Source organism: Pseudomonas sp. GW821-FHT02H09, assembly GCF_059421425.1.
The window spans coordinates 1-13,432 of record NZ_JBWKVA010000005.1 but is presented as its reverse complement, the minus strand read 5'-3'; the positions used below and the strand labels follow the sequence as shown (position 1 = coordinate 13,432).

The window sequence follows — 13,432 nt, the reverse complement described above, 5'->3', positions numbered from 1 at the left end:
ACCATGAAGCATTTTTGGTGCTGCCTGTTGCCGATCTGGCTGTTGTGGGCCGGCCCGACACCGGCCGCCGTCGACGCCAGTGAACATGACGCCTTCTGGCTATGGAGCGGCGTCAAATCGCAACCGGTGCTGGCCCAGGCCAAGACCTTGTACATCCTGCAAGGCCAGATCAGCGAATCGCAGCGCTATCCCCAGCGCGGCGCGCGCTTCATCGCCCAGGGCATCGCGATTCCACGCCTGACCCAAGGCGAAGTCTGGGTAGTCTATCGCGCCCACACCTTGCGCTGGCCTGAAGCGGTCTACAGCCAACTGCTCGGACAGGTGCAACGCTGGCAACAAGCGGGCAATCCGGTCGTCGGCATCCAGATCGACTTCGACGCCCGCACCCGATACCTGGATGAATACGTCAGCTTCCTGCGAGACCTGCGCCAGCGCTTGCCTGCTCAGTACCGCCTGAGCATCACCGGACTGATGGACTGGAGCAGCCACGCCGACCCCGAAGTAATCGGCCAACTCAAAGGTGTGATCGACGAAGTGGTGGTACAAACCTATCAAGGTCGCCACAGCATCCCCAACTACAGCGCCTATCTGCCGCGGCTGAACCGCCTGGGATTACCCTTCAAGGTGGGTTTGATCCAGGGTGGGGAATGGGAGGCGCCGGGGTATTTGAAGGACAGTGAGTGGTTCAGGGGGTATGTGGTGTTTTTGCAGAATCGGTAGGGGGTGACCCGTAATACAAGCTAACAGAGTAGAGCCAGCCTTACCTTGACGAGCACCTGCCACAAATGCAAAAAACGCGCATCGCGAAGTTGATGTTTTAACTGGACCTCAATAGTTTTTTTATCAGACAACGATCGACGTCCGTTCCAACTCGACTTAGCATCGGCCCCACTAATCAACCCCGTATGCAGAGATTAAGTTCGCTGGCAGTTGGGGTGAAAAAACCGGCATCGGCCGGTTTTTTCGTTTCCAGGGATTGGAATTGTGCGTACTGCTTTCTTCGTCGATGGTTATAACCTCTTCTATGGCCTACTGGCTGGCACCCCTGCGGAACTCCAGGCGCATCAATTCCCGATTCGAGTGCCAACACGTAAAGCACCAGCAATCAAACCGGAGTATTGGTGAGTGCATTATCTGCAAACACTCACCATAGACTTAACGCTGCATCCCCCACCGCTTCACCGTCACCCGCTCCAGCGAATCGAACACCAGGTTCTCCACCAGCAACCCAATCAGAATCACCACCGCCAACCCGGCAAACACCTTGTCGGTATACAGCTCATTACGGTTCTGAAAGATGTACCAGCCCAGCCCGCCCTTGCCGCTGGTGGCGCCAAATACCAGTTCGGCGGCGATCAATGTGCGCCAGGCGAAGGCCCAGCCTATTTTCAGCCCGGCGAGGATTGACGGCAGCGCTGCCGGGATCAGGATGAACAGCACGAAGCGGATACCCTTGAGACCGTAATTTCGGCCGGCCATGCGCAGGGTTTCCGAGACGCCGAGAAATCCGCCATAGGTGTTCAGCGCCAGCGCCCACAGTACCGAATGCACCAGCACGAATATCAGGCTGTTCTGCCCCAACCCGAACCACAGCAGGGCCAGCGGCAACAGGGCAATGGCCGGCAACGGATTGAACATCGAGGTCAGGGTGCTCAGCAGGTCGCGACCGAACTGGGTCGACACCGCCAAAGTGGTCAAGGCGAAGGCCAGGACGATGCCGATCACGTAACCCTTGAGCAGCACCACCAGTGAAATGCCGACCTTGCCCAGCAACTCACCGCTGAGCAGGCCGTCGTATAGCGCACTGCCAGTTTGCAGGAAGCTGGGCAGCAGCAGGTCGTTGTTCTGGTAACGCGCGACCAACTCCCAGAGTACGGCCAGCAGAATCAGGATCAGGCTTTTGCGTAACCAGCCTTGTTGCCAGAGACGCTGACCGAGGGGCAGTTCACGCTCCGGCGGGACTGTCAGCAGCGGCTCCAGAACAACTTCGTATTCCTGGCGTACAGATGATGAATGGCTCATCGGGCGATCCTCTTGAAGCTCAATAAGCGATACGGATATCGGCGAAATTCAATTCGCGTTCGGTTTCAGGCGTCTGACTTTCGTCGAACAACAGCCGATGAATGCGCCGCGCCGATTGCTGGAATTCCACGCCACCGAGGCTGTGCAAGTCGTACTGATGACTGTGGATCTCCGCCCGCACACGCCCCGGATGTGGCGACAGCAGCAGGATCCGGTTGCCGACCACCAGCGCCTCTTCGATGGAGTGAGTGACGAACAGCAAGGTGAAGCGCACCTCTTCCCAGAGCAGCAGCAATTCTTCCTGCATCTTGCGTCGGGTCAGGGCGTCGAGGGCTGCGAAGGGTTCGTCCATCAGCAGGATTTTCGGCTGCATGGCCAAGGCCCGGGCAATCGCCACGCGGGCTTTCATGCCGCCGGATAAGGTGTGCGGGTAAGCATCGGCAAATGCCGCCAGACCGACCTTGTCCAGGTAGTGCTGCGCCCGTTCTTCAGCTTCTCGGCGCTTGAGGGTTTTGGAGGCGAGCAAGGGGAACATGACGTTCTGTTTGACGGTTTTCCAGGGAGGCAGTTGATCGAATTCCTGGAACACTACGATCCGGTCCGGCCCCGGTTGGCTGACCGTTTGCCCTTGCAGGCGGATCTGGCCTTCACACGGCGGGATGAACCCGGCGACCGCTTTGAGCAAGGTCGATTTTCCGCAACCCGAAGGGCCGAGCAAGACAAAACGGTCTGCCGGATCTATCTCAAAACTCACCTGGTGAGTCGCCCGAACGACTCGCTGCGCAGTGCGGTATTCCAGGCTGACGTTATCGACCGAAAGCAGCGCAGGAGCTGCTGCAATCGGGTTGCTGGCCGTGTGGCCTTGCAGGGGTGCATTCATTTCTGTCAGCTCCCTTGCAGCGGTTTTGCATCCTGGAAGAAGTAGTCCTTCCATGACTCGGGTTTGTTTTTGAGCGCGCCGACGCGGTAGAGGAAATCAGCCAGCGGGTAGGTGTTTTTCGGCGTCACGCTGAACTCGAACTGCGGGTTGTCGATAATTTTCAGCAAGTCGGCGCGGTCGATTTTTGCCTTGGTCACGCGGATATAGGTGTCGGCGGCCGCGCCTTTGTCGTTCTGGGCGAACTCGGCGGCTTCGGTCAGCGCTTCGATGAAGGCTTTGTAGGTCTTTGGGTTCTCGCTGCGGAATTTCTCGGTGGCGAACAGCACCGTCGGCGAATTCGGACCGAGCAGGTCGTAGGTATTGAGCACCACATGCACATTGGGGTTTTGCAGCGCCTGATCCTGGAATGGCGGGTTGGAAAAATGCCCGGTCAGTTCGGTGCCGCCGGCGATCAACGCCGCGGTGGCGTCGGGGTGCGGAACGGCGATGGTGTACTTGTCCAGACGGTTGAATTCCTTATCGCCCCACTGCTTGGCGGCGGCGTATTGCAGAAAGCGTGACTGTACCGAAACGCCGACTGCAGGCACGGCAATGCGATCCTGCTCGGTGAAGTCGGCGATGGTTTTGACCTTCGGATTGTTGCTCACCAGGTAGTACGGGAAGTTGCCCAGCGAGGCCACGGCTTTGACGTTCTGCTTGCCGTGGGTGCGGTCCCAGATGGTCAGCAGCGGACCGACCCCGGCACCGGCGATATCGATGGAACCGGAAAGCAACGCATCGTTGACCGCCGCGCCGCCGGACAGCTGGGTCCAGTCGACCTTGATGTCGACGCCCTCTTCCTTGCCATGTTTCTCGATCAGGTTTTGATCGCGCACGACGTTGAGCAGCAAGTACACAATGCCGAATTGCTCTGCGATGCGGATCTCGCCTTCGGCATGAGCTGCCGTCGGTGCGACAAGGCTACCGGCGAGCAGGCTCAACCCCAGGCCGACGGCGGTTGCCAGCCGACCGATTCGCGGCACGATTTGAATATGTTTGGACATGGTCACTCTCCGGAATGCGGTCAATCAGAACGGGGCATCGCCCTGGATGGTGGTGCGATAAAGCTTGCGTCGCAGATGGCTTGGGCAACCGGCGGCGAGGTGGATCAACGAGCGGTTGTCCCAGAACACCAGGTCGTGGGGCTGCCATTGGTGACGGTAAATGTTGTCGGGCAGCACGCTGTGGGCGTAGAGCTCATTGAGCAGTTGCCGACTTTCGTCTTCCGGCAGACCCACGATGCGAGTGGTGAAACCTTCGCTGACAAACAACGCCTTGCGGCCATTTTCCGGGTGGGTGCGAACGATTGGATGCACCACTTCGTAGACCTGAGCGAGCTGCTCCGGGGTCAGGGTCGGGCGCCAACTTCCTTCGAATCTGGTTTCGCTGTAACGCGCCGTGTATGAGTGCGCGGCCGAGCGCCCTTCGACCGCATTGCGCAACGCTTGCGGCAGGTTATCCCACGCTTTGTGCATATCGGCGAACAGCGTGTCGCCGCCTTCAGAGGGCAGTTCCTGGGCGTGCAGCATCGAGCCCAGACTCGGCAGTTCTTTGTAGGAGAGATCGGAGTGCCAGAATTTGCCGGCGTCGCCCAGGCCGATGGATTGACCGTTCTGGATGATGTTGGAGACGACGAGAATTTCCGGGTGGCCAGCCAGCAGGAACTGCTTGAGCACGTGGATCTGCAACACGCCGAAGCGACGACTGAAGGCGATCTGTTGTTCGGGGCTGATGCGCTGGTCGCGGAACACCACGACATGATGATCCAGATGCGCGCGGTGAATGCGGGCGAAGTCTTGGTCGTTGAGTGGGCGGGCCAGATCAAGACCGATGATTTCGGCACCCACCGCGCCGCTGAACGGGCGAATTTCGAAGGATTGTGGCGCGATGCTCGCGGCAATCGCAGAGACAGAAAGTACAGACATACATCACTCCCACGCAAAGCACGCCCAGTGGCGCGCGTCGATCAGAAACTCACGGAGGTGTCCCGTGTTCGTTCATTTCGTGCGGCGCGCCGATTGGTCGGCCTGTACGCAGGAGGTTGACTTTATAGATATAAGAACAAGTATTTAAATACCGTTAGCGCATAACGATATGACCTGTTGAATGGCGCTCGATTGTTCCCATGCTCTGCGTGGGGATACATCCCGTGACGCTCTGCGTCACAGTGGACGCGGAGCGTCCATGGCGGCATTCCCACGTTCAGTACGAGGCGGTGGTAGACGTTCATCACGAACAGCGGCGCGGCCATGGCGATGATGTCGATCAGGAACTGGCAGCGATCGCGTCGGCGTACAGCCAGCGCGAACGCTAAGCTTGAGTGAGGAATCAATGACGTTCAGCGAGTGCGGTGGTAGTACCTGCGAAGGCTACTGTTAAGATGTACCGAACTGCCGCACCGGGCGTTCAAAATATCTGCTGGCGGGGGAACCTCAAGCGGTTTGACAAGTACCCGGGCAGTCACTAGTGTGCATTGGATCCAATAATTCCCACCCATTTCAGAAACAGGGTAGCGTCGTCGTGGCACAGAAGCCGAACCCTTTGAGCAGTATTACGGTTAACGGGCCAATACCCGCCCACCTCGCGCGCTCAGTTATTGAGGAAACCCTGCGTTCGGCTATCCTCGATGGTCGCTTGCCGTGTGGAACCGCACTTCGCCAGCAAGACCTGGCCGATCTGTTCGGGGTGAGTCGCATGCCGGTGCGTGAGGCCCTGCGACAACTCGAAGCTCAATCGTTGCTGCACGTTATCGCACACAAAGGTGCCATTGTCGCGCCATTGGTCGAGGGCGATGCCGTAGAAACTTATGCCCTGCGCATCCTCCTGGAATCCGAAGCCCTACGGTTGTCGATTCCCTTGCTCGACGCCGATGATTTCGCCCTGGCCGCGCGCTATATCGACACCCTCGAGACCGAAACCGATTACGCCGAAATCGGTACGCTCAACCGCCTGTTCCACATGACCCTGTATGGCAAGGCCAGCAACCGCCGGCTCTTGAATCTGGTCGAAAGCGGTCTGATCGAAGAGGAGCGTTTTCTGCGCTTCAACCTTGAGGCCATGGGCCTGGGAAAAATCTCCCAGGACGATCATCGCCACTTGCTTCGAAAAGCCGAAGAACGGGACATCGAGCAGTGTGTAAAAGCACTCGAGAATCACCTCAACCGAGGTGTCGAAGTCATTACCCGCTACCTGAACAGTCTTGATCCTCTGGGCAAAAAAGCGCCGCAGTGAAGCGCGCGGGGAAGGCTTTGCACACTCAAGACAGCAAGTGGCTGACCGTGTTCAACACCGATCAGCCCACCGACATCCGGTTGATTTGCTTCTCTCAGGCAGGGGCCGGCTCCGACCTGTTCTGCACTTGGGCGGGAGGTCTGAACGATCACATCGAACTGCTCACATTCACACTTCCCACCCATGGCGAACGCCAGGATGAAACACCCGACTCTGAATGGTCGCCATTGCTCGCGGACTCATTCACGGCACTCAAACCCTATCTATCCGAGCCGCATGCCTTGTTTGGTCATGGACTCGGCGCCATTTTGGCCTTTGAACTGGCCAGGCTGAGCGAAGCCCAGTGTCCTGGGCAGACCCGTCATCTGTTCATTTCCGGTCGCCGCAGCCCTGATAGCCCGCCTATATCGCCGCTCTTGCACTCACAGCCTTCGGCAGACCTTAGCCTGAACGTGCCGTTGACCGCCATTTGTGGCAGTGAAGACCCGCAGGCCCCGGTTGAAAGCATGGTGAATTGGCGTGAGTTCACTCGCCGCGAGTTCGAACTTATCGAGGTGGCCGGCAACCATCTTTTCATCACGCCCCAGCGGCAGCGTCTCTTGCAGATCGTCAACACTCATCTCGGGCTGCTCAGCGAATAATCTGCAAAAGTCCTTCTTTTGCAGCCGCCTGCTGACGCGTACCTCTGCAGTCGCCAGAAGCTGAGCACCAGCTCCCACTTCCAGCATTTAAAACCTCCTCTACCCATACGTCAGTGATAGCAGCGCCATCCATTTGGGCCCACTCTGGGTTTGTCGACTAAAAATGGACGAGCGGCGTGCGAATCTGCCCACACAGCCCTCGCGCAATGGACGAACAAAAGGAGGCGTGCCACAGGAAGGGAAGGATCGGGCTGCGGCCGGCCCCCCTCCTACACCATCAAATAACTCCAACTCACCAACCAGAAAGTTGCTTCGAGTGAGGCATTCACTCATTTATTTTAATTCTGACTTATATAAGCCGGAAGGAGCAACTTCATCTCGATAAAACTAATGCCAATAGTTTTAGTGGAACTTCTCGCCCCTGAAAAATTGCACCATTCAAATAATATAAAAAATACTTGCTCACTACTTATCCGTGTATTAATTTTTCTCCGCCGACATGAACTTGCCCAACACCTTCATGTCGGCAGATGATCTGCATCACCGGCATCGGAAGCTGAATCGCAATCTACAGCCAGGCCCACGCCATGGCGAACAAGGCTATCAACCCGGGCCTTGCCTTGCATAATCAGCCTCGACCTTAAAACCCCATCAACTTTTGCTTGAGGCACTTGTTCGCCCTTTAAAAAGTTAAAACCCGACTCAACACTATTTATAAAAATGTCATTAGCCCAACTCACACTAACAAGTTAGAGGCACCCCTATGAAAGCGAACAAAGAACTCCTTCAACTAAAAAAAGCAGAGCTGAGCGCGCACCCCATTTTTGCTGAAATAAACTCGCTGCCGATACTTCAACGTTTCATGGAAACCCATGTGTTCGCCGTATGGGACTTCATGTCGTTGACCAAACGTCTGCAACAGGAACTCACCTGCGTCCAGCTGCCATGGCTTCCTCCACAAGACCCTCAAGCGGCTCGGCTGATCAATGAAATCGTCTTGGGTGAAGAGACGGATGATCGAGTCGATCACGGTCATTACAGCCATTTCGAGTTGTACCTGGATGCAATGCGCGAAGTAGGCGCCAGCACCGTTGCGGTCGAACGCTTCGTGGCGCTGCAACGCGAAGGCGTGACCTACGACACCGCCCTGCAAAGTGTGGAGGTTGACCCGGCGGGGGCAAGCTTCGTCAGGCATACCCTGCACACGGCGCTGCACGCGCCGGCCCATAGCGTCGCCGCGGCATTTCTGCATGGTCGAGAAAGTGTCATCCCGCAAATGTTCCAGCGCATCCTCGACGATTGGGGTATTGGAATTGAACAGGCTCCGACCTTTCGCTACTACCTGGAACGGCATATCGAGGTCGATTCTGAAGACCATGGCCCAGCCGCGGAAAAACTCCTCGCGCGTCTGGTCGATGGCGACCCGCAACGCGAAGAGGACGTTTACACCGCCGCAATCGCCGCCGTGCAAAGCCGTATCGCACTGTGGGACGGCTTACGCTTGAGCATGCGTGAACCAGCCGTCGAGGTGAGCGCATGAACGCCGCCGACTACCAATCCTTCGCCGAGGCCTGGGAAGGCCGGGCAACCATCCGCACCCGCCCACGGCGCATGCTCGAGAACGATGACAAGCTGATCTATCCACTGAGCCGCCAACCCTTGGTCCTGGGCGAAACCTTTTTGCGCGAGTGCCCCGAGCAGCGGGATTTTGCTCTGGTACAAACGCTCTACAAATTCATCAACGATGTCGTGATCTTCGAAACGGAGATCGTCGACAAAACCGCGCGCAGCATTGCCAAAAATCGCTTCGCGGTGCCCTTTCCGTTCGCCTGTCGGTATGACGCCATGACCGTGGTGGTGGATGAGGACTACCACGCGTTGGTGGCGATGGACTTCATGCAACAGACCATCGCCATGACCGGCATCGCGCCAATAGAACTGCCGCGTGAAATCGAGCTGAGCCGAGCGATTCCCGCGGCATTGGCGCTGGCTCCAGAACATCTGCGCGCCGCCGTGGAGCTGATCTGCGTGGCGATTGCCGAGAACACCGTGACCAACGATGTCGCAGCATTCGCCAAGGACGACACAGTCAAGCAATCGATCAAGGGACTGATGGCTGACCACCTGCTCGACGAGGGCCGCCACTCCGGTTTTTGGGCGCGGTTGGTGCGGATCTACTGGCACGGCGCAACCGAAGCCGACCGCCAAAGCATCGCGCACATCCTGCCGGTATTCATCACCCATTACCTGACAAACGACATCCAGAAAGCCTTCGACTTTCAGTTGATCGAGCACTTGCAGATCAGTGACGCCGCAAGGCTGGCACTCAAGAGCGAAGTCTGCGGGCTGGCCTTTCCGATCAATCGCCACCACCCGCTGGTCGCCAATATCGTGCGGTTTTTCCGCAGCAGTTCGTTGCTGGATTCGCCGTGCGTGCAGGACGCCCTGAGCGCTTATTTGGTCTAACCGAGGAGAACATCATGAGACGTCTCGACATTCTGCTCATAGGCCAGAGCCAGGCCTTCAACGACTTGGCGCTGGAACTGGAACAACATGGCCACACACTTTCTCGTCTGACAGACAGTCGCGCCCTGAACGAGCAACCCGTCGGCGCCACCGACCTGCTGATCGACGACGGCAGCCTGACGATCCCGGCGCAACGTCTGCGGGACTTTGGCGACTGCGCGCAGCTGAGCTTGCGACTGGGTGTGGGGTCGCCGAGCGAATCAGGCTTACCGCAACTCGAAGTGCTCTGCGGGTATGGCTCGGACGCTAACCAGCGTCTGATTACCCGGTTACCGGTGGCAGATGAAGCATCAGGCAACGGCCAGGCGCTGCGTATCAGAGCCGTTGCCGAGCTGGTGGACAGTGTTGCCGTGCTGGTCAGTCGCTTCTCCCGCGATGCCGGGTATTTCCTGGATACCACATCGCTCGAACCTGACCGCCATGGGCATCAGGAAAACCTGCTGTCGCTGGAGCGGTTGGCCTACGAGCATCGGTTCAATCTCACCAGCCAACCGGACCTGTTGCTACGCGCGCAAACCCCGATCATCGAAAGGCTCGAACAGAGCCTCAAGGAGTTCACCAGCCGGCCAGCACTGAACATTGCAGGCACGCCCCTCAGCTATGGCGACCTGTACGCTCAAAGCCGAGCGATCCAGCAGCGATTACAGCCGCTGCTGGAGCAATACGGCTCCGTCGACAAGTCGCTGGTTGTGGGTATCTGCCTGCCGAAATCCAGCGCCCTTTACGCAGGTATCCTGGCAATTCTCGGCAGTGGCGCAGTGTATCTGCCCCTTGAGCCGGGTCATCCGCTGCAACGCCAGCAGTACATCCTGGAGAATGCAGGTGCGGTGCTGCTGCTTCACGATGGTCAGCATGCGCTCAGCACCGAGATGCCCGGGCTGGACATCAGCCGCATCGACGCCTGCAACGCGGATCTCTCGCTACCGTTGATGCGTCGGCGCCCTGACAGCGACGCGCCTTGCATGGCGCTGTATACCTCGGGCACCACCGGCCATCCCAAAGGGGTGTTACTCAGCCAACGCAATCTGGCCCACTTCACCGCCTGGTACGCCACCTATGTACAGCTGACCGAACACAGTCGGGTCTTGCAGTTTTCGTCCCTGAGCTTCGACTCATCGCTGATCGATATCTTCCCCACGCTGATCCAGGGCGCCGAGTTGATCGTACCCAGCGATGATGAGCGTCGCGACCCGCTGCAATTGGTCGAGCTGATCCGCCGCCAGCAGCTCAGCCATGGGTTCCTGCCTCCGGCGCTACTGAGCATTCTGCCGCTCGACCAGCCGTTGGGTCTCGATCATGTGATGACCGGCGGCGACGTCTGCGAGCCCTACGTGATCGAACGCCTGACGCAACAATGTCGACTGTACAACCTCTATGGCCCGACAGAAGCCACGGTGCTGATCACCGCGCGGCAACTCCTGGCCGGCGACAACAACCGTACTCTAGGCGCGCCCATTGCCAACAGTCAGGTGCTGATTCTCGATGAAGACTTCCAGCCCGTTTCCGAGCTCACCGTTGGCGAGCTGTACATCGTCGGGCCGGGGGTCTGCCTGGGGTATTTGAATAACCCGCTGCAGACCGCCGAACGCTACCTGGACTTGCGCCTGCCCGACGGCCAAAGCCTGCGCGCCTACCGCACCGGCGATATGGCGAAGTGGACTGCCCATGGGATTGAGCTCTGCGGCCGGCGAGACAATCAGGTCAAGATTCGCGGCTTCCGGGTCGAGCCGGAAGAGATTGAACGGTGCCTGCGCGACAGCCATTTGTACCGTCAGATTGCGGTGGTCATCGATAGTAACCGGCGGATTCTGGCCTTCCTGGCCCAACCTGAGGAAGACCAGCCGGGCAGGGCCCGCGAAGCGTTGAAAGCACACGCGGTGCAGTTTCTGCCGGACTATATGCAGCCAGCCGCCTGGACCGAACTGGCGAGCATGCCTTACGCCAGCAACGGCAAAGTGGACCGCAAAGCGCTATTGGAACTACCCGTCAGCTTCCTCGAAAACACCCGGCGCCGACTGCCCGAGACAGCCGACGAAGCACAGTTGCTAGAACTCTGGGCCGAGCTGCTGGAGTTGCCGGCCAGCGATATTTCCACCGACGAAAGCTTCTTCAACCTCGGCGGCCATTCGATTCTCTTGTCACGAATGCTCCTGCGTTTACGCGAACAATTCGGGCGCAGCATCTCGATCAACCGCTTCATAGAAGTGCCGACCATTGCCAAGCTGGCGACACTGGTCAGAGGCAGCGGCACCGAAGAGGTGCTCAGCGAAAAGGCCATGGCCGATGCTTTCCGCGAACTGGATGTGCAGGTCTTGCCGGTCAGCCGGATGGGCGACGTGCACAAAGTGATCGTCACCGGAGCCAACAGCTTCGTCGGCGTACACATCGTCGAAGCGCTGCTGGCCTGGGGCGCGACCGAAGTGGCGTGCCTGGTGCGTGATGGTGCCAGGCAAACGGCCGCCGAGCGTTTTGCCCATTCCTTGCACGAGAACCGTCTGGAGCATCTGGATATGAGCCGGGTACGAGTCTACGCGGCGGATATCACCCGGCCTGAGCTGGGGCTTGCGCCCGAGGTTTACGAACGGCTCGACCGGGAGTTCGGCGCCTTGGTGCACAACGCCGCCAACGTCAATCACGTCATGGATTACGAGTCGCTGGCCCGGGACAACGTCGAGCCGATTTTCGAATGCCTGCGATTGTGCGAAGGGCGCAGCAAGAAGGTCTTCAATTTCGTCTCCACGCTCTCGGCCTCCAGCACCATCGACGCCAATGGCCGGGTCCTCGAACAGCCTGCTGCGCAGACGCCGCCGATTTACATCAAGAACGGCTACAACCTGTCCAAGTGGGTCGGCGAACGGATTCTCGAACGCGCTCGCGAGCGAGGGGTTCGGGTCAATCTCTATCGGCCGGGCAACATCAGTTTCAACAGCCTCACCGGTGTCTGCCAACCCCACAAAAACCGCCTGATGCTGATGCTCAAAGGCTCGATTCAACTGGGGCAGGTGCCAGAGTTCGCCCTGAACTTCGACTTGATGCCGGTGGATTTTCTCGCCCGTTTCATCGCCTTTCATGCCAGCCGCTATCAGCCCGAGCAGGCTGTGTTCAACCTGCACAACCCCGAGCCGCTGAGCTGGGACGCATACGTGGCGTCCTTTCGCGAGGCCGGCCGTGAGTTCCGCATGGTCAGCGTCGCCGACTGGCAACAGCAACTGGGCCGGGTCGACAGCGAAAACGCGCTGTTCGGTGTGCTGGGTTTTTATCTAAACGGATTCGAGGAAGACATCGGCGACATTTCGATGATCGGCCACGATAACGCCCAGGCCGGCGTCCGGTTGATGGGCGAGCACTACCCGCAAAAATCCCCTGCGCTGCTGCGCAAGGGCTGCGATTACCTGAAAGAAATCGACTTCATCTGATTCATCACCCCCAACCAAACTGGAGCACACCATGACTATTCTGCAACCTGACACCCTGATCAAAAATCCCCATGGCTGCCACGTTGTGTCCTCGGTAGAGGTTCCTGCCGACGCACCGCGTGTGTGGGACGTGGTCGGCAACTTCGCCGGCTTCGATAAATTCATCCCCGCGTTGTCGCACATCGAGATGACCGGTGAAGGCGTGACCTCGCTGCGCAAGAAGTTCTTCAAGGACGGTAATCTGGTGGTCGAGCAACTCAACTCGCGGGACGATCAGGCACTGAGCATGACCTGGACGACGATCTACAACACCTTGGGCGTCGCCAACCTGTGGGCCGCCATGACCGTCGAGCCGCTGGGCAAGAGCAAATCCCGAGCGACCTGGACCATCATTGCCGAACCGACTCAAGGCGGCGTCGATGCCTTGCCTGGCTTCAAGGACTTCGTTCAGGGCTTTGCCGATGACTCGATGAACAACGTGCTCAAACTGTTTGCCTGAACATGAAAAAGCCCGCTGCGGGTCATCCCCGCAGCGGGCTTTTTTTGCTTCAACCCAAAAACAAAACCCCTGTCTGCTCACGCAGACAGGGGTTTTGGAATTTAATCTTGACGATGACCTACTCTCACATGGGGAAACCCCACACTACCATCGGCGATGCATCGTTTCACTGCTGAGT

12 protein-coding genes and 1 pseudogene are annotated in these 13,432 nt (G+C 58.4%); 9 read left to right on the top strand and 4 right to left on the bottom strand.

Translation table 11 applies throughout. The annotated features are described in order from the left end of the window. The first annotated feature begins 3 nt into the window (after positions 1-3). Both AC07VR_RS07910 and AC07VR_RS07905 read left to right on the top strand, forming a co-directional pair. Positions 4-720, top strand: coding sequence for a DUF3142 domain-containing protein (locus tag AC07VR_RS07910; RefSeq protein WP_495010938.1), 717 nt, complete (start codon positions 4-6; stop codon positions 718-720). A 264-nt stretch (positions 721-984) separates the two neighbouring features. Next, positions 985-1,047 (top strand): annotated as a pseudogene (locus tag AC07VR_RS07905) (NYN domain-containing protein); the annotation flags it as partial. 108 nt (positions 1,048-1,155) lie between these two features. On the opposite strand, the gene AC07VR_RS07900 reads toward AC07VR_RS07905, so the two are convergent. Genes AC07VR_RS07900 through AC07VR_RS07885 form a run of 4 tightly spaced genes read right to left on the bottom strand, consistent with a single transcriptional unit; the run spans position 1,156 to position 4,866 of the window. Then, positions 1,156-2,022, bottom strand: coding sequence for an ABC transporter permease (locus AC07VR_RS07900; protein ID WP_494995703.1), 867 nt, complete (start codon positions 2,020-2,022; stop codon positions 1,156-1,158). Positions 2,023-2,041: 19 nt separating this feature from the next. Continuing rightward, complete coding sequence (locus AC07VR_RS07895) at positions 2,042-2,902, bottom strand: ABC transporter ATP-binding protein (protein WP_495010937.1); 861 nt, start codon at positions 2,900-2,902, stop codon at positions 2,042-2,044. Between the two features lie 5 nt (positions 2,903-2,907). Then, positions 2,908-3,945 (bottom strand): ABC transporter substrate-binding protein, encoded by a 1,038-nt coding sequence (locus AC07VR_RS07890; RefSeq protein WP_495010936.1) that lies wholly within the window; start codon positions 3,943-3,945, stop codon positions 2,908-2,910. Between the two features lie 24 nt (positions 3,946-3,969). After that, complete coding sequence (locus AC07VR_RS07885) at positions 3,970-4,866, bottom strand: TauD/TfdA dioxygenase family protein (protein ID WP_495010935.1); 897 nt, start codon at positions 4,864-4,866, stop codon at positions 3,970-3,972. Between the two features lie 224 nt (positions 4,867-5,090). Here AC07VR_RS07885 and AC07VR_RS07880 point away from each other — a divergent pair, with 224 nt between their 5' ends. The 7 genes from AC07VR_RS07880 (at position 5,091) to AC07VR_RS07850 (ending at position 13,254) form a co-directional block, all read left to right on the top strand. After that, positions 5,091-5,255 carry a hypothetical protein gene (locus tag AC07VR_RS07880; RefSeq protein ID WP_495011090.1) on the top strand — a complete coding sequence of 55 codons (165 nt, stop codon included), beginning with the start codon at positions 5,091-5,093 and terminating at the stop codon, positions 5,253-5,255. 206 nt (positions 5,256-5,461) lie between these two features. After that, positions 5,462-6,172, top strand: a complete 711-nt coding sequence (locus tag AC07VR_RS07875; RefSeq protein ID WP_494995699.1) for a GntR family transcriptional regulator — start codon at positions 5,462-5,464, stop codon at positions 6,170-6,172. Between the two features lie 17 nt (positions 6,173-6,189). Next, positions 6,190-6,813, top strand: a complete 624-nt coding sequence (locus AC07VR_RS07870) for a thioesterase II family protein (RefSeq protein ID WP_495010934.1) — start codon at positions 6,190-6,192, stop codon at positions 6,811-6,813. 763 nt (positions 6,814-7,576) lie between these two features. Further along, positions 7,577-8,353 carry a DUF3050 domain-containing protein gene (locus tag AC07VR_RS07865; RefSeq protein ID WP_494995697.1) on the top strand — a complete coding sequence of 259 codons (777 nt, stop codon included), beginning with the start codon at positions 7,577-7,579 and terminating at the stop codon, positions 8,351-8,353. Further along, entirely contained in the window at positions 8,350-9,279 is a 930-nt protein-coding gene (locus AC07VR_RS07860) for a diiron oxygenase (RefSeq protein ID WP_494995696.1), read from the top strand. The genes AC07VR_RS07865 and AC07VR_RS07860 overlap by 4 nt, the downstream gene beginning before the upstream one ends. Positions 9,280-9,293: 14 nt before the next feature. Beyond that, positions 9,294-12,755, top strand: coding sequence for a non-ribosomal peptide synthetase (locus AC07VR_RS07855; RefSeq protein ID WP_495010933.1), 3,462 nt, complete (start codon positions 9,294-9,296; stop codon positions 12,753-12,755). Positions 12,756-12,786: 31 nt separating this feature from the next. Then, positions 12,787-13,254, top strand: coding sequence for an SRPBCC family protein (locus tag AC07VR_RS07850; protein ID WP_495010932.1), 468 nt, complete (start codon positions 12,787-12,789; stop codon positions 13,252-13,254). Positions 13,255-13,432: the final 178 nt, after the last annotated feature.